This window comes from Amycolatopsis lurida (assembly GCF_900105055.1).
In the GTDB taxonomy this organism is placed as follows: domain Bacteria; phylum Actinomycetota; class Actinomycetes; order Mycobacteriales; family Pseudonocardiaceae; genus Amycolatopsis; species Amycolatopsis lurida.
In genome coordinates this window covers 792,796-808,953 of record NZ_FNTA01000004.1, presented here as the reverse complement: position 1 = coordinate 808,953, position 16,158 = coordinate 792,796, and the positions used below count along the sequence as shown (strand labels likewise).

Sequence of the window (16,158 nt, the reverse complement as noted above, 5' to 3'; positions counted from 1 at the left end):
CTCCTTCGGTGGCGTTCTTCGACATCGAAGGTTACGAACCCGTGTGGCTCTCCGGACTCCAGGCGATCCGGAGAGCGCACGGGGATCGTTTGCGTGCGCTGGTGGGCAGGCGGCTGCGGCATGTCCACCTCACCTGGTTCGTCGAGTACGCCGAGTGGCTCTCCGACGCGCCCGTCGTGGTCGACTTCGGCGATGAGCGGCTGGAGATCAGGCACTGGAAGTTCGACGAGCTTTCCCTGACCTGGAACACGATCGACCCGTACGGGAAGTCCTCATGGGACTGGGGTGATCCGGCCGAGCCGAGCCCGCTGCGGTGGCGGCGGGACGTCTTCCCGGAACTGTCCGCTTTGGAGGGTCAGGTGCTCCAGGACGTCGAGTTGCTCGACTGCGCGACGCGAGACATGGCGAACGGCATGGTCGCGGTCGGGTTCGTCTTCCCGCGCGGCCGGTTCACCGTCTTCAACGCCTTGGACGAGAACGGGCTCGAGTTCACCGAACCGGACTCGTCCTACCAGCGGCATTCCCTGGTGGGCTGAAAACGGGGTGCGCCGGTCTTCGATCTTGGTGATACTTCCCGGCATGTCCCGGATCAAGCTGGCCGAAGCGCTCGCGCTGCGCGCGGACGTCACCAAGAAGGTGGAGGCGCTGCGCTCCCGGATCGTCGACAACGCGCGGCACCAGGAGGGCGACGAACCTTCGGAAGACGCCTCCGCCTTGCTCGTCGAGGCCGAAACCGCGCTGGACGAACTGGAATCGCTGATCCGGCGGATCAACCGGACCAACGCCGCGACCCCGCTCGGGGAGGGCACGATCACCGACGCGATCGCGCGCCGCGACGTCCTCCGGCTCAGGCACGGTGTCCTGACCGCGGCCGCCGACGCCGCGGCCGGGCGCAACCACGGCGAGTACGGCCGTCAGCTCCGTTCGGAACTCCGCTACCTCTCCGCGCTGCCGGTCGCGGACCTGCGGTCCCGCGCGGACCGGGTGGCGGGGGAGATCCGGGCGGTCGACGTCGAGATCCAGCGCACCAACTGGGAGACCGACCTCCTGGACTGAACGTGGAAAGCAGGTAGCCCTCCGGGAAGCGGGCACAAGCCGAGGGCCGGCGGTTCTCCGGCCCGGCCTGGCACGTGGCGGGCAGCGTGGGGTTCGACTCCCCGATCACAACTCCGCCCAGCACGACGCACAGGTGACGGCGCAAACGGCACAGTTCATCACCACGTGCCGGTCCCGGAGGGCGAGGGCGGGTACGGGGTCTTTCCACGGCACTCCGGGTGGCATTCCCGGTGCCATTCCCGGTGCCACAGTGGTGTTCCCGACACTCTTCACCCCGTCGAGGCATGGGCGGAGCTGATCGACTCTGTGCCAAGGTGAAGAGCGGAACAACCCAAGAGCCCAGGTGGTGACCCCGGATGGCACTGAAGATCGGTTACAAGGCGTCGGCCGAGCAGTTCGGCCCGCGCGACCTCGTCGAGTACTCCGTGCTCGCCGAGCAGGTCGGGCTGGACAGCGTGATGGTCAGCGACCATTTCCAGCCCTGGCGGCACCAAGGAGGGCATGCGCCGTTCTCCTTCGCGTGGATGGCGGCGGTCGGCGAGCGCACCGAGCGGGTCGTACTCGGCACCAGCGTGCTGACGGCGACCTTCCGCTACAACCCGGCCGTGGTGGCACAGGCGTTCGGCACTCTCGGCAGCCTGTACCCGGGCCGGGTGCTGCTCGGTGTCGGCAGCGGCGAGGCCCTCAACGAGGTCGCGGTGGCCCGGATCGAGTGGCCGGCGTTCAAGGAGCGGTTCGCGCGGCTGCGCGAGGCGATCGAGCTGATGCGCAAGCTGTGGTCCGAGGAGCGTGTCACGTTCGAAGGCGAGTACTTCCAGACCACGGACGCCACCGTGTACGACCGCCCCGAGGGCGGCGTGCCGATCTACATCGCGGCCGGTGGCCCGGTGATGGCGAAGTACGTCGGCAAGCAGGGTGACGGCTTCATCTGCACCAGCGGCAAGGGGATGGAGCTCTACACCGAGAAGCTGCTGCCCGCGGTCGCGGAAGGCGCGGAACAGGTGGGCCGGAGCACCGGCGACATCGACAAGATGATCGAGATCAAGCTGTCCTACGACCCGGATCCGGCGCAGGCGCTGGAGAACACCCGGTTCTGGGCGCCGTTGTCTCTGACGCCGGAGCAGAAGGCCGGCATCGAGGACCCGGCGGAGATGGAGAAGGCCGCGGACGCGCTGCCGATCGAACAGGTCGCCCGCCGCTGGATCGTCACTTCCGACCCGGCGGACGCCGTCGAGCAGATCAAGCCGTACGTCGAGGCGGGCTTCAACCACCTCGTCTTCCACGGTCCCGGCCACGACCAGGAGCGCTTCCTGCGCTCGTTCTCCGAACAGGTCGTCCCGGGGCTCCGCGAACTCGCCTGACCCGGCGCGGACGGCGGCATCGCGCGGACGGTGCCGCCACCGGGGGTCAGGCGGGTCAGGACTCGGTGACGAGCTTGCCGATCTCCTGGTCGAAGTCGAACCATTCCGGCTCGGAACCGGCGGGCACGACGTCGTAGGTGCGGTCGAGGAACTCGGCCAGCTCCTGCGCGGGCGCTTCGAGGACCGCGCAGCCGTCGGGCGCGCTGAGCGCGAAGATCACGATCGAGGTGTCGTCGGCCGGGCTGATGATCACGTCGCCTTCACCCGATGGAGTGAGGAGCCCGTCCGCGAGGAGATCGCGGCCGAACATCCAGCGCACCGTCCCGCCGCCCGAGTGGTAGGCCACCACGACGGCGTACGGGTCCTCGGGGTCGTATTCGAGGTCGGCCCGCACGGGGAGCGGGTCCGCACCGAATGTGCGCAGGCCGAAGACGATCGTCCCCCGGATGAGGTCGCTTTCCCTGTCCAATGCTTCAGCCCCTTACGTTCGGTTGGTGTTGATCTTCAGCTATGGATAACGCAATGTGAAGCCTTTTCGTGACCCGAGTTGACAAGGTTCACACGTTCGGCTGAGAGCTGCGTCTCACGTGCTCACGCACCGTCTTCGGTGGGCACGTGGGGTGAGCGGGCGGAAAAGGCGATCATCCGTGCAAAAGAAAGAGAATTCGCACGTGCATATTCCGAGGAAGGAAATATGGGCAGCCATTTGGCGGAGTGAATCCGTATTCTTGGCGGTTTAACATCAGCACGCGTCGTTCAAATGTTTCCAGGAGACCGGCGTGGCTCCGTCCTGGACCTCGGCGAGCTTGGTCGTTGCGGATAGGGAGGAGCGGTAATGGGTGTACGAATCACCGTCGTCATTCCCCGGGACGGACTCACTCGGCGTGACGCGGGCTGTTGGCTCCGGGGCCGCGCCGGTGGTGCCCCGTGTCCAGGGGCGTCGCCGTGATCGACCGGCTCCCGATGCGCGTCGGGCAGGCCGACATCGACCGGCTGGAGGGCGTCATCGCCGCGCTCCGGGCGCGCGACTACCGGGAGGGCGGCGGATCCTGCCGGGAGCTGCTGCGCGTGCTGGAGCCCTACGGTGCCGCGCTGCGGCGCGGGATGATGTCCGACCCGGTGGCCCGGCGGCTGGCCGGGGTGGTCGCGGATCTGCACAACCTGAAGGGCTGGACGGAATTCGACTCGGGCCGTCCCGTACGGGCGGAGCGGCACTTCCGCCGCGCCCTCGACCTCGCGGCGGAGGCGGGCGACGACGACCTCCTCGCCAACATCCGCTACCGGCTCGGCCGGATGTACCTGCATCACCGGTCACCGTCGGAGGCGCTCGAGCAGTTCGCCCAGGGACAGGTCGCGGCACGCCGCGCCGGACGGCCGCTGTCACAGGCGATCCTGTCGGCTAACGAGGCGTGGGCCTATGCGCTGCTCGGTGATGTCCGCCAGGCGCTTGACAAGATTTCCCTTGCCCCGGAACAGTTCGCGGACTCCGCGGGCGACGCCGTCCCGTCGTGGTCGGCTTTCTTCACGGCCAACGACCTGGCCGCGATGATCGGCACGGTGCGCACCGAACTCGCCAGGCTCGTCGACGTCCGCCACAGCCGGAAGGCCATTCCCGCGCTCACCGAAGCCATCGAGGGCTACGGGCCGGACATGATGCGCAGCCGGTCGCTGACGATGATCTGGCTCGCGGTCGACCACGCGCTGGAAGGCGATCTCGACCGGGCGGCGGAGGTCGGTCTCGCCGCGATGGACATCGCGGACGGAATCCGTTCCGCGCGGACGCGAGATCGTTTACGGCCGCTGTCGGAAAGCGTGCGGAAGCGGGTGGGTGATATTAACGCGCGAGATATCCTTGATCGGATCGCAACATTTCGGGCCAGTGCCTGAGTGCCGGAGAATGGGTGTGGGAATGACCGGATCAATTTCGCCGGGCGTAGGCTCGCGGGTATGAAACGGACTTCGTTCGCGCAGTGGCCGTGTTCGATCGCGCGCACCATGGACCTGCTCGGCGACTGGTGGACGCCGCTGGTCCTGCGGGAGGCGTTCTACGGGATCCGCAGGTTCGACGAGTTCCAGCAGCAGCTCGGCATCGCGCGGAACACCCTCGCCGACCGGCTGCGCCGCCTGGTCGCGGAAGGATTGCTGGAAAAGCGCGCCTACCAGGCCGACCCCGTCCGTTACGACTACGTGCTGACCGAGAAGGGCTCGGATTTCTACGGGGTCCTCGCCGCCATGTCCCGCTGGGGCGACCGCTGGCTCTCCGGGGACGACGGGCCGCCGATCACCCTCCACCACGAGACGTGTGGGCACGACACCCACGCGGAGGTCGTCTGCGCGCACTGCGCCCGGCCGCTCACCGCGGAGAACACGCGGGCCCGGCTCGGCGCGGGCTACCCGCCCAAGCTCGCGAGCCGCCCGGACGTCGTACGCCGCTTCGCCGCGCAGGAGGGTTTGACAACGTAAGTCCATCTACGCAACTATCGAGGTCACGGGCATGGGAGGGTGACCACGATGGAGTGGACGGGCGCCAAGTACGCCGACAAGCCGACGGTCGAGGTCCAGGCATGGGTCGACGCCGCTCCGGAGCGGGTCTGGTCGATCGTGTCCGACGTGCGGCTGATGCCGGAAATGAGCCAGGAACTCCAGTCCGCCGAATGGTGCGACGGCGCGGCCGGCGAAGCCACGGTCGGCAGGCGGTTCGTCGGCCACAGCAGGCACGACGCGTTCGGCGAATGGGAGACGACGTCGTATGTCGTCGAGTGTGAGGCGCCGCGGGTCTTCGCCTGGGCGGTGCAGGATCCCGAAACGCCGACCGCGGTGTGGCGCTTCACGCTGGAGCCCGAGAACGGCGGGACGAAGCTCCGGCAGTGGATGCAAATAGGGCCGGGGCGGTCGGGTCTCTCGCTGGCCATCGACCGGATGCCGGATAAGGAGGAGAAGATCGTCTTCGTCCGGCTGCGCGAGTTCGAGAACGCGATGACCGGGACCCTCGCCGCGATCAAGGAGCGCGCCGAGGCGGACGGCGCGTGATGCGGACGGCGACCACGGTCGAAGCGTCCCGCGGCTGGCGGGAGACGCTGGATTTCGTGCTGGAGGCCGAAAAGCTCGGTCTCGACGAATGCTGGGTCGCCGAGGCGTGGGGTTCGGACGCACCGTCCGTACTCGGCTATCTCGCGGCCCGGACCGGGCGGATCCGGCTCGGCTCGGGCATCATCCAGCTCGGCACCCGGACCCCGGTGGCGATCGCGCAGACCGCGCTGACCCTTTCGGAGCTCTCCGGAGGCCGGTTCGTCCTCGGGCTCGGCGCTTCGGGACCACAGGTGATCGAGGGGCTCCACGGGGTTCCGTTCGCCCGGCCGCTGACCCGGATGCGGGAAACGGTCGCGATCATCCGCCAGGCGTTCGCCGGGGAGAAGATCTCTTTCTCCGGCAAGGAATTCGAGATCCCGCTGCCGGGCGAAAGCAAGCCGATGCGGCTGTCGGCGGCGCCGAATCCGGAGATTCCGATCCACCTGGCCACGCTCTCGCCCAAGCTGCTGGAGCTGACCGGCGAGATCGCGGACGGCTGGCTGGGCACCAGTTTCGTCCCCGAGGGCGCGCAGGCCTATTTCTCGCATCTCGACGCGGGTCTCGCGAAAGCGGGCCGAACGCGGGCGGACCTCGAAGTCTGCCAAGGTGCCGAGGTCGCGTTCGCCGCGGACGAGGACGAGTTGCGCGGGATGGTCGCCGGCCGCAAGGCCGAACTCGCGTTCAGCCTCGGCGGGATGGGTTCGGCCAAGACGAACTTCTACAACGACGCCTACAGCAGGCAAGGCTGGGCCGAGGCGGCCGCGGCGGTGCGGGAGCGCTGGCAGTCAGGCGACCGGGAAGGCGCCGCCGCACTGGTGACCGACGAAATGGTGCTCGGCACGACGCTGATCGGCACCGAACCGATGGTCGCCGAACGGCTGCGCGTCTGGCAGGACGCCGGCGTCGACACGGTCCGGCTGTACCCGGCGGGGGAGACGGTCGCCGACCGGCTCACCACCCTCGGCCGCGCGCTGGACCTGATCCGCGCGCTGGGCTGAATGCTCGCGCCGGTTGAGGTGACCGGCCGAGTGCGTCCGGTCCCGCCTGCTCCAAGCGGGTAGAACTTGTTTCACTTTTGCCCGGTGTCCGGAGAACATGACCTCGCTCGATCCCCACGCGAGGAGGATTCATGGGTCCCGATTCCGGTCTGTCCCGGCGCCAGGTCCTGCTCGGCACCGGGCTCGCGCTCGCTTCGGGCCTGCCGTTCGCCGGGACGGCCGGGGCCACCTCCGCGGTGCTCGGCGAGTACGACGTCGTCGTGGTCGGGGCGGGCGCGGCGGGGATGACCGCCGCGCTGACCGCGGCGAAACGCGGGCTCAGCTGCGTGGTGCTGGAGAAGGCGGCGAAGTTCGGCGGTTCGGCCGCCCGGTCCGGGGCGGGGATCTGGATTCCCTGCAACTCGGTGCTGGCCGAGGCCGGCGTCCGGGACTCCCCGGAACAGGCCGCACGGTACTTGGCCGCCGTGGTCGGCCCGTCGATCCCAGCCTCGCGGCAACAGGCCTTCCTCGCCAACGGCCCGGCGATGCTGTCGTTCGTGATGGCCAACAGCCCGCTGCGGTTCCGCTGGATGGAGGGCTACAGCGACTACTACCCGGAGCTGCCCGGCGGGATGCCCGGCGGCCGCTCGATCGAACCCGACGAGCTCGACGGGAACGTCCTCGGCGCCGAACTGGCCAACCTGAACCCGCCCTACCTCGCCACACCCGCGGGGATGGTCGTCTTCAGCGCCGACTACAAATGGCTCGCGCTGGCCGCGGTCAACCCGAAGGGCGCCGCGGTGGCGGCCGCCTGCCTCGCGCGTGGCACGGCCGCCGCCCTCGCCGGGCGGAAACCGCTCACCATGGGGCAGTCGCTGGCCGCGGGACTGCGGGCCGGGTTGCAGCACGCCGGGGTCCCGGTCTGGCTGAACACGCCGTTGACCGATCTCGTCATCGAGAACGGGAAGGTCACCGGGGTGACCGTCGCGGCGGGCGTGGTGAAGGCCCGGCGCGGCGTCATCGTCGGCTCCGGCGGGTTCGAGCACAACGCGGCCATGCGGGCGGAATACCAGCGCCAGCCGATCGGTACACAATGGACGGTCGGCGCCCGGTCGAACACCGGGGACGGGATCCTGGCGGGAAAGCGGGCCGGAGCGGCACTGGACCTGATGGACGACGCCTGGTGGGGGCCGGCTATCCCGCTCCCCGGCGAACCGTACTTCTGCCTCGCCGAGCGGACCCTGCCCGGCGGGCTGATGGTGGACGCCGCGGGCAAGCGATTCGTCAACGAAGCGGCGCCCTACAGCGACGTCGTGCACACGATGTACGACCGGAACCCGACGTCGCCCACCATTCCCGCGTGGCTGGTCGTCGACCAGCACTACCGCAACCGATATCTCTTCCGCGACGTCGCGCCACTGTTGCCGTTTCCCGACGAGTGGTACTCGGCCGGAGCGGTCAAGAAGGCGTGGACCGTGGAGTCGCTCGGCAGCGCGATCGGTGTCCCGCCGCAGGCGTTGCGCGCCACGGTGAACCGGTTCAACGGGCAGGCACTGTCCGGTGTGGACACTGATTTCCGCAGGGGCGCCAGCGCTTACGACCACTACTACACCGATCCGTACGTCCGGCCGAACTCGTGTCTCGCGCCGCTCTGGGAGCCGCCCTTCCACGCCTTCAAGATCGTCCCTGGCGACCTCGGCACCAAGGGCGGGATGCGCACCGACGCGCGGGCACGGGTCCTGCGGGCGGAGGGCTCGGTCATCCCGGGCCTGTACGCCGCCGGGAACGCCAGCGCTGCGGTGATGGGCAACAGTTACGCGGGGGCGGGATCGACGATCGGCCCGGCGATGACCTTCGGTTATGTCGCGGCGAACGATCTCGCGGATCAGCCCGGCTGAGGTCTCATTCGTCTTCGGGCGGCTTGTGCGGCCGAAGTTGCGACGGAATGTAGGGAACGCCGTCCAGGGTGGAGTCGGTGAACCTGATGTCACCGCGTTAAGGTTGACAACATGTCTGAGGTAGCCGAGGGGCGGCAGCGGCGACGGCGAACCGACGCCGACCGCAGTGTCGCTTCGATCCTCGCCGCGGCCAGGGAAGTCCTCGGCACGCAAGCCCAGGCGAGCGTCGAGGACATCGCGAGAGCGGCCGGAGTGAGCAGGCAGACCGTCTACGCGCACTTCAAGACCCGCGAGGCGCTCCTGAGCGCGGTGATCGACGCGGTGTCCGAGGAGGCCGCGAACGAGATGGCCGCCGCGCGACTCGACGAGGGTCCCGCGGCCGACGCCATGCTGCGCCTGCTCGACGTCGGCTGGCAGATGTTCCGGCGCTACCCGCGGTTGCCCGCCGGTGCCGCCGAAGAGAACGACCCCGAAGCCGACCGGGACCGTCATTCGGCGGTGGCCGATCACCTGGACCGGCTGCTCACCCGGGGCAAGGAATCGGGGGAGTTCGACCAGGAACTCGCGAATCCCTGGCTCGTCAACGCGATCGTGGCGCTCGGTCACGCCGCCGGCCACGCCGTGGACGCGAAGCAGCTGACGCTCGAAGGCGGCGTCGACGCGCTCGCCGAGAGTGTGCTGCGGCTCTGTGGTGCCGCTCGGCGGGACTGACGGACACGGAACGCCCCGAAGCGCTCACGGCCGGTTCCGCACCCGTTAAGGTGAGGCGTTCGCGTGGCATCAAGGGCTGGGGGGTCCGCCATGATCATCAAACGTGCCTATCACCACGGGGATCTTCGTCGTGCGCTCGTCCTCGCCGCACGGGAGCTCCTCGTCGAACGAGGTCCGGAGGGAGTGAGTCTGCGCGCGGCGGTCGCGAAGGTGGGTGCGTCGACCGCGGCGCCGTACCGGCATTTCCGCGACAAGGACGCGCTGCTGGTGGCGGTCGCGCTGGAGGGGCACGCCGAAGTGCAGGACCGCCTGCGGGCCTGCGGCGCCGGGACGGTGACCGCGCTCGGCCGGTCCTATCTCGGCTTCGCCCTGGAGAATCCGGCGCTGTACCGCTTGATGGCGGGCGCCGGGATCGGTGACCGCGCCGCCTATCCGGAACTGGCCGAGGCGCACCGGGTGACCTGCGCGGTGCTGGCCGACGGGGTGGGGGAGCGGACCGATCCGGACGGTTTCGCCGTCACGCTCTGGTGCCTGCTCCACGGGCTGGCCACGCTCGTGATCGACGGCCACGTCGAGCGCGAAGCCGCGGTCGCGGAAGTGGAGCGCAGCCTCGGGCTGCTGGTCAATTAGACGAGGGGTGTGGGAAAACAGGGACGTTGAACGTCTCTGTTTTCCCACCCCCCTCACCCCGCGGTGACACTCACGCGCCCTACCGTCGGTTCAGCCGATGGACGGGATGAAGGTCGGCAGCCGCCGCACCTTCGTGTCCTGTTCGAACGCGTAGGCGATGGCCAGCAGCGACGGTTCGCTGAACCGCCCGCCCATGATCGACAGACCCAGCGGCAACGGTCCGGCGTACGCCATCGGCACGGTCATGTTGGCGTAGCCCGACACGGCCGCCGGGCCGGACGAGTCGATCAACAGCGCGCCGTCACCGACCCCGAGCTGCGTCTTCCACGCGGCGTTGTTCGTCGGCGCCACGATCGCGTCGAGCTTCTCGCCGCGCAGCGTTTCGTCGAGGCCCCGCCGGGCGGCGCTCGTCGCCGCTTCCCGCATCGCGCGATACGCCGGATCGGTGAGATCGCCGGTGGTCGCCTGCGACCGGTCCCACAGATTGTGGGTCCAGTACGGCATTTCGATCGCCGCGTGGTCCAGGTTGTACTGGATCAGCCCCGCCAGGTCGGCGGGATGCTTGCCACCGGTCGAAGCGAGGTAGGCGTTGATGTCGTGCTTGAACTCGGTCCTGATCGCGGGGAACTCGTTGGCCGCGATGACGTCCAGATAGGGGATGGTGATCTCGACGGTGGTCGCGCCGAGCTTCCGGAGCCTGCTCAACGCCTGCTCGAACGCCGCCTTCGTCGTGTCGTCCGGTGTGTAGACCTCGCGCCAGACGCCGATGCGCTTTCCACGCAAAGCGTTGGGGCGCAGGAACCGCGTGTAGTCGTCGAGTGACTGCCGGGCGGCGTCGACGGTGATGGGGTCACGACGGTCGGCCCCGTTGAGGGCGGCGAGCAGGATCGCGGCGTCGACCACGTTGCGCGCCATCGGGCCCGCCGTGTCCTGCTGTTTCGACACCGGCACGATCCCGCTGCGGCTGACGAGCCCGAGGCTCGGCTTGACGCCGACGATGCCGTTGGCGCCGGACGGGCAGCTGATGGAACCGTCCGTCTCGGTCCCGACGGCGACGGTCGCCAGGTGTGCGGCGACGGCCACACCCGGGCCGGACGAGGAGCCGCACGGGTTGCGGTCGAGGACGTAGGGGTTGGCGGTCTGCCCGGCGAGCGGGCTCCAGCCGTTCGACGAGCTGGTGGAGCGGTAACTCGACCACTCCGACAGGTTGGCCTTGCCGAGGATGACCGCCCCGGCCTCGCGCAGGTTTTCGACCACTCCGGCGTCGCGGTAGGGACGGGATTCCAGCAGTGCCGTCGAGCCCGCCGTGGTCGGTTGCCGGTCCGCGGTGTCGATGTTGTCCTTGAGCAGCACCGGGATGCCGTCCATGGGCCCCTTCGACCGGTGCCGGTGCCGCCGCGCGTCACTGTCCGCGGCGAGCCGCAGCGCATCCGGGTTCGTGCTGAGTACCGCGTGGAGCGTCGGGTTCAGCTTGCGGATCCGCTGCAAGTAGAAAGCGGTCAGTTCGACCGAGGAAAGCCGCCCGGAGCGCATCGCCCGCTGCAGGTCGGGGATCGTCGCCCGCTCCAGGTCGATCCCGGCCACCACGGGGCGGCCGGAAGGCCCCGTGGCCCACGCCGGGACGGCCGTGGTGGCCGACGCCGCCGACACCATGACGAGAAACGCGGCGACGGCCACGCCACGCGTTCTCCAGGAATGTCTTTTCAAGGAATTCCCTCCTGTTCGAAAGAATTCCTGAACAGTACGGGCGCGGCAGTGATTCGGAACCGGCTCCGAAAAGCGGGAAACGGTGAATTGATCGCCGCGCGGCCGCCCGTCCGGTACGCGATCGGTCACGCAAACAGTCTGCGGGGCAACGGTGACCGTGATTTCGGCACTGGGTGGCGCCGGTCGCGGACGCACGGTGAGGGGATATCCGTGATTCCGTCGGAAATATTCCGCCTGCTTTCGGTGGGGCAACGGTTTTCGCGTTGATCGCGGATTGTTCGCGGTTCGCCGATCATCCGGCCCGGTTCCGCCGTGAGCATTCGGCGAGCGCGGCGCCGAAGGACCGTGCGGTGCTCGTCAGCCCGGCCACCGCGGAAGCCGGGTCGCGGCGGGCGGGCAGGACGGCGGCGAGCGCCGCGCCGACCCGGCCGTCCGGGGTCCTGATGCCGACGGCGGCGCAACAGAGTCCTTCTGTGATCGTCTCCGATTCGGCCGCGTATCCGGCCGTGCGGATCTCCAGCGCGTCCGTGTCCGGTTCGGCGAGTGCGGGGTGATGGGCGGCGAGGAGCCGCCCGGCGGCGGTCCCCGGCGGAAGCGGGCGGCCCGGGCAGACGGGGACGTCGTCGGCGGGAAGGACGGCGCCCGCGGCGACCAGCGCGCGACCTTCCCTCGGGACCACGAGCACCAGGCTCGCGCGCATCCGCGCCGAAAGCGACGGCAGCCGTTCCTTGGCCAGGTCCCGGAGTTCGGGCTGCCAGAACCGCCCGAGGCGGAATACTCGCGAACCGATCCGGTAGCCGCGGCCGGCCCGTTCGACCGCGCCGAGGTCGGCCAGTTGGTCCAGGAGCCGGTGCACGGTGGTCTTCGGCAGCCCGGTGGCCCGCACGAGCTGGGTCAGCCCGGCCTGCCCGCCGTGTTCGTCGAGTGCTTCGAGCAACGCGAACGCGCCTTCGAGCACACCGCGTCCGCCGAGGGGTTCACGCATCGCCGCCCTTCCCGGAAAAGGTCACACCGGAGAAGTAAAGTGCGCCCCCGGCAGGCCGGGATACGAACTTTCGGGCAGCCGATGGGGTGGCGTTCCGCTGAACGGCCCATCCGCGGACGTGACCGACACCGCGCAGCGAACCACCCTGCCGGGTCCGGCCTCCCGGCGCGTTCCTGGCATGCTGGCAAGGTTCGTGCGAACACCACAGCTCCCAGGGGGACGTCGATAATGGAGGAGATCCGCCGCCTCGCCGACCGGTTCGATCTCATCGAGCCCGTCGGTGGTGGCTCCATGGGCACCGTGTGGCGGGCGCGCGACGAGAACCTGGAGCGCACGGTCGCGATCAAGGAACTCCTTCTGCCGCACGGAGCAGGGGAGCAGAAGGCCGACGAGGCCAAGAACCGCGCACTGCGCGAGGCGCGCATCGCCGCGCGGTTGGTGCATCCGCACGCCATCACCGTCTTCGGCGTGATCGACGAGCAGGACCGCCCGTGGATCATCATGGAGTACCTGCCCTCGACCAGTCTCGCGGACAAACTGCGCGAAGGGCCGATGGAGGTCGAAGACGTCATCCGTCTCGGCATCCAGCTGTGCTCGGCGCTGGCGGCCGCGCACCGGGCGGGCATCGTCCACCGCGACATCAAGCCCGGCAACGTCCTGCTCGGCGAAGACGACACCGTCAAGATCACCGACTTCGGGATCTCGCGGGCGATGGGCGACGTCCAGCTCACCGCGACCGGTGAGATCTCCGGGACACCGGCGTTCCTGGCGCCGGAGGTGGCCCGCGGCGAGGACGCCACATCCGCCTCGGACGTGTTCTCGCTCGGCGCGACGCTTTACACCGCGCTCGAAGGCGGCACGCCGTACGGCACGGCCGAGAACCCGATCGCGTTGCTGTACCGCGCGTCGAGTGGTGAGATCACCCCGCCGGCCAAGTCGGGAATCCTAACGCCGCTGCTGAACCGGCTCCTCGACGTCCGGCCGGACAGCAGGCCGACGATGGCCGAGACCGAGCGGGAACTGCGGGCGCTCGCGGCGGGGGAGCCGACGACGCTCGTCGCCGAAGAACCGCCGCCGAAGGCGCGCAAGGGAATGCTGATCGGCGTGATCGCCGTGTTCCTCGTGCTCGCGGCGGCCGCCGCCGCGGCCGTGGTCGTGGTGCTCAGCCGCGAGGACGAGACCCCGTCCGGCCAGGCGCCGCCGCCGGCCTCCCAGTCGCAGCCCGCCGTCCCGACCACGTCAGAGCCGGTCGCGCCGCCGCCTTCGCCGTCTTCCGCGCCGCCCTCGACTCCGTCTTCGTCTTCGTCATCCTCGTCCGCACCGCCTCCGGCGCAGACGCCGGGGCAGGCGCTCGCGGCGTACTACGCGTTCATCCCGGGGAACCTCGAGGCCGGGTTCGCGACGTTGACCGACAACTTCAAGCAGAACAGGAAGCAGAGCTTCGAGCGGTATTCGAGCTACTGGAAGCAGTTCAGCGCGGTGACCGTGTCGAACGTGACCGAATCCGGCAACACGGTGTCGGCGACGCTCACCTACGTGCGGGCCTCCGGTGGGACCACGACGGAGAGGGAGACCTTCGTCCTGGTCCAGCAGGGCGGCCGATATCTCATCGACTCCCAGCGGGCAGGCTGAGTTTCCCGGCGAGGCGCTGGAGCCAGGCCTCGACCTCTTCGGGGGAGCGGTCCGGGAGGCCGAAGATCGTCTCGGTGACCCCGGCCGCCTCCAGCCCGGCCAGGTTCTCCGGATCCGGGCGGACGCCGAGCGCCGAGATCTCCGGCTCGCCGGCGCGGCCCTCTTCGCGCCAGATCTCGCGTAGCCGCCGGGCTTTGTCCTCGATGCCGGTGTCGCCGGGTGTGGTGAGCCAGCCGTCAGCCGACTTCGCGATCCAGCGGAACGTCTTCTCCGTCGCGCCCGCACCGACGATCACGGGGATATGCGCTTGAGCCGGTTTCGGCCACGCCCAGCTGGCGCCGAACGACACGAACTCTCCCGCGTACGAAGCTTCGTCCTGTGTCCACAGCGCGCGCATCGCTTCCAAGTACTCGCGCAGGACCGTCCGCCGTTTGCCGCCCGGGACGCCGTGATCGGCGAGTTCGTCGACGTTCCAGCCGAAGCCGACGCCGAGGGTGACCCGCCCTGCCGAGAGGTGATCGAGGCTGGCGATCGTCTTCGCCAGCGTGATCGGATCGCTCTCGACCGGGAGGGCCACCGCCGTCGCGAGGCGGATCCGGGAGGTCACCGAGGCCGCCGTGGCCAGCGCGACCCACGGATCCAGCGTGCGCAGGTAACGGTCGTCGGGGAGCGACGAGTCGCCGGTGCGCGGATGCGGAGCCTCCCGTTTGACCGGGATGTGCGTGTGTTCCGGCACGTGGAAGGTGTCGAAGCCCGCGGCTTCGGCCGCCCGCGCGGCGGCCGCCGGACTGATACCCCGGTCACTGGTGAACAGCACGATCCCGTGTCTCACAACCGGTCACGCTATTAGAACGTGTTTCAGTTCGCAACCGTGGCGTGCAGGGTGACCGGCAAGGCGTTCAGCCGCCAGGTGCCCGGGTCCGGGATCCGGAGCAGGCCGTCGGCGAGTACCAGGTCGGGGAACCTGCGCAGCAGGGCGGTGAGCGCGACCTCGGCCTGAACCCTGGCCAGGGAAGCGCCGAGGCAGAAGTGCGGCCCGTGGGCGAAGGCGAGATGCCAGGCGGGGCCCGCCGCGCGCCGGATGTCGAAGACGTCCGGGTCTCCGAATGCCCTCGGGTCCCGGTTCGCCGCCGCGATCGCAACGGTAACAGGTTCTCCTTCGGGGATGAGGACATCGCCGATCCGGACGTCCGTGGTGGCGAACCGGGGGATCGTCAGCAGCTGGGGGCTCTGCCAGCGCATCACCTCCTCGACCACGCCGGGCATGAGCGCGGGGTCTTCGCGCAGCGCGGCCAGCTGTCCGGGATGGGACAGCAGGATTTCGACGGCGTTGGCGATGAGGTTGCCGGGCACCTGGCCGCCGAGCACGAGTTGCCAGACCAGGGCGACCAGTTCGGTTTCGCTGAGCCTGTCGCCGTCTTCGGCCTGGATCCGGAGCAGTTGCGAGACGACGTCCTCACCCGCGTGGAGTTTCCGGTCCGCGATGGCGGCGAGCGCGCCCTCGACGATCCCGGGGACCGCTTTCGCGAGTCCGGCGCCGTCGCCCGCCGAGACCAGCGCGCCGTATTCGCGCCACCGCGGGCGGTCGGCCGCGGGGATGCCGACCAATGCGCAGATCACGTCGACCGGCAGGGGCCGGGCGAAGGCGGAGACCAGGTCGATCCGGTCTTCCCCGGCGAGTTCGTCGAGAAGGTCGTCCGCGAGCCGCTCGATCCCCGGGCGGAGGGCCCCCGCCTTGCGCGGGGTGAAGGCGGGGGCGACGAGCCGCCGGAGCCGGAGGTGTTCGGGGCCCTCGACCTCCTGCATCGTCCGCATGTACGGGCGACAGTGATCGGGGATGTCCATGCGCTGGTAGCTGTTCGCGCTCAGGGCGAACCGCGGATCGCTCAGCATCTTGCGCGCCTCTTCGTGGCGCAGCACCGCCCACATGGAGAACCCGGGTGCGCTGAGCTTGGCGATCGGGGAGCGCTCGCGGGCCGGTCCGTAGGCGGTGAACGGGTCACGGAGGACCTCGGGGTCGGTCAGGAGGATCTCGGGAACGTCGGACAAGGCGGGTCTCCCAGTTCGGATGTTCAAATCAGATGTTCTCATCATCTGAATGGTCAAGGTATCTTGATCCGGGTCCGAGGGCA

16 protein-coding genes are annotated in these 16,158 nt (G+C 69.5%); 11 read left to right on the top strand and 5 right to left on the bottom strand.

What is annotated here, in order from left to right; all coding sequences use genetic code 11:
- Positions 1–8: 8 nt before the first annotated feature.
- The 3 genes from BLW75_RS08910 to fgd all read left to right on the top strand — a co-directional run bounded on the left by BLW75_RS08910 (position 9) and on the right by fgd (position 2,417).
- Positions 9–536 carry a hypothetical protein gene (locus BLW75_RS08910; RefSeq protein WP_034319548.1) on the top strand — a complete coding sequence of 176 codons (528 nt, stop codon included), beginning with the start codon at positions 9–11 and terminating at the stop codon, positions 534–536.
- A 43-nt stretch (positions 537–579) separates the two neighbouring features.
- Entirely contained in the window at positions 580–1,056 is a 477-nt protein-coding gene (locus tag BLW75_RS08905; protein WP_241783948.1) for a DIP1984 family protein, read from the top strand.
- 356 nt (positions 1,057–1,412) lie between these two features.
- Entirely contained in the window at positions 1,413–2,417 is a 1,005-nt protein-coding gene (gene fgd, locus BLW75_RS08900) for a glucose-6-phosphate dehydrogenase (coenzyme-F420) (protein WP_034319550.1), read from the top strand.
- Positions 2,418–2,472: 55 nt separating this feature from the next.
- Here the strand turns inward: fgd and BLW75_RS08895 are convergent, their stop codons facing one another.
- Entirely contained in the window at positions 2,473–2,886 is a 414-nt protein-coding gene (locus BLW75_RS08895; RefSeq protein ID WP_034319553.1) for an SsgA family sporulation/cell division regulator, read from the bottom strand.
- Between the two features lie 458 nt (positions 2,887–3,344).
- On the opposite strand from BLW75_RS08895, the gene BLW75_RS08890 reads away from it, so the two are divergent.
- The 7 genes from BLW75_RS08890 (at position 3,345) to BLW75_RS08860 (ending at position 9,702) form a co-directional block, all read left to right on the top strand.
- Positions 3,345–4,304 (top strand): NsdA family TPR-like regulatory protein, encoded by a 960-nt coding sequence (locus tag BLW75_RS08890; protein ID WP_034319556.1) that lies wholly within the window; start codon positions 3,345–3,347, stop codon positions 4,302–4,304.
- 60 nt (positions 4,305–4,364) lie between these two features.
- Positions 4,365–4,880 carry a winged helix-turn-helix transcriptional regulator gene (locus BLW75_RS08885; RefSeq protein WP_034319559.1) on the top strand — a complete coding sequence of 172 codons (516 nt, stop codon included), beginning with the start codon at positions 4,365–4,367 and terminating at the stop codon, positions 4,878–4,880.
- Between the two features lie 48 nt (positions 4,881–4,928).
- Positions 4,929–5,447, top strand: a complete 519-nt coding sequence (locus BLW75_RS08880) for an SRPBCC family protein (RefSeq protein WP_034319562.1) — start codon at positions 4,929–4,931, stop codon at positions 5,445–5,447.
- Positions 5,447–6,484 (top strand): LLM class flavin-dependent oxidoreductase, encoded by a 1,038-nt coding sequence (locus tag BLW75_RS08875; protein ID WP_034319565.1) that lies wholly within the window; start codon positions 5,447–5,449, stop codon positions 6,482–6,484. The genes BLW75_RS08880 and BLW75_RS08875 overlap by 1 nt, the downstream gene beginning before the upstream one ends.
- Positions 6,485–6,615: 131 nt before the next feature.
- Positions 6,616–8,361 (top strand): 3-oxosteroid 1-dehydrogenase, encoded by a 1,746-nt coding sequence (gene kstD, locus BLW75_RS08870; RefSeq protein ID WP_034319568.1) that lies wholly within the window; start codon positions 6,616–6,618, stop codon positions 8,359–8,361.
- A 111-nt stretch (positions 8,362–8,472) separates the two neighbouring features.
- Positions 8,473–9,072: a TetR/AcrR family transcriptional regulator gene (locus BLW75_RS08865; RefSeq protein ID WP_034319572.1), complete on the top strand. Its 600-nt coding sequence runs from the start codon at positions 8,473–8,475 to the stop codon at positions 9,070–9,072.
- 90 nt (positions 9,073–9,162) lie between these two features.
- Complete coding sequence (locus BLW75_RS08860) at positions 9,163–9,702, top strand: TetR/AcrR family transcriptional regulator (RefSeq protein WP_034319575.1); 540 nt, start codon at positions 9,163–9,165, stop codon at positions 9,700–9,702.
- A 90-nt stretch (positions 9,703–9,792) separates the two neighbouring features.
- Here the strand turns inward: BLW75_RS08860 and BLW75_RS08855 are convergent, their stop codons facing one another.
- Both BLW75_RS08855 and BLW75_RS08850 read right to left on the bottom strand, forming a co-directional pair.
- The gene (locus BLW75_RS08855) at positions 9,793–11,355 is read right to left on the bottom strand and encodes an amidase (RefSeq protein WP_091599634.1); all 1,563 of its coding nucleotides are present in this window, start codon (positions 11,353–11,355) and stop codon (positions 9,793–9,795) included.
- A gap of 346 nt (positions 11,356–11,701) precedes the next feature.
- Positions 11,702–12,394 carry an IclR family transcriptional regulator gene (locus BLW75_RS08850; protein WP_034319580.1) on the bottom strand — a complete coding sequence of 231 codons (693 nt, stop codon included), beginning with the start codon at positions 12,392–12,394 and terminating at the stop codon, positions 11,702–11,704.
- A 228-nt stretch (positions 12,395–12,622) separates the two neighbouring features.
- Here BLW75_RS08850 and BLW75_RS08845 point away from each other — a divergent pair, with 228 nt between their 5' ends.
- On the top strand, positions 12,623–14,026 hold the full coding sequence (locus BLW75_RS08845; RefSeq protein WP_091597192.1) for a serine/threonine-protein kinase: 1,404 nt from the start codon (positions 12,623–12,625) through the stop codon (positions 14,024–14,026).
- Here the strand turns inward: BLW75_RS08845 and BLW75_RS08840 are convergent.
- Entirely contained in the window at positions 14,001–14,858 is an 858-nt protein-coding gene (locus tag BLW75_RS08840) for an LLM class F420-dependent oxidoreductase (protein WP_034319583.1), read from the bottom strand. The two genes, BLW75_RS08845 and BLW75_RS08840, sit on opposite strands and share 26 nt — an antisense overlap.
- Positions 14,859–14,884: 26 nt before the next feature.
- Positions 14,885–16,075, bottom strand: a complete 1,191-nt coding sequence (locus BLW75_RS08835; protein WP_034319585.1) for a cytochrome P450 family protein — start codon at positions 16,073–16,075, stop codon at positions 14,885–14,887.
- Between the last annotated feature and the right edge of the window lie 83 nt (positions 16,076–16,158).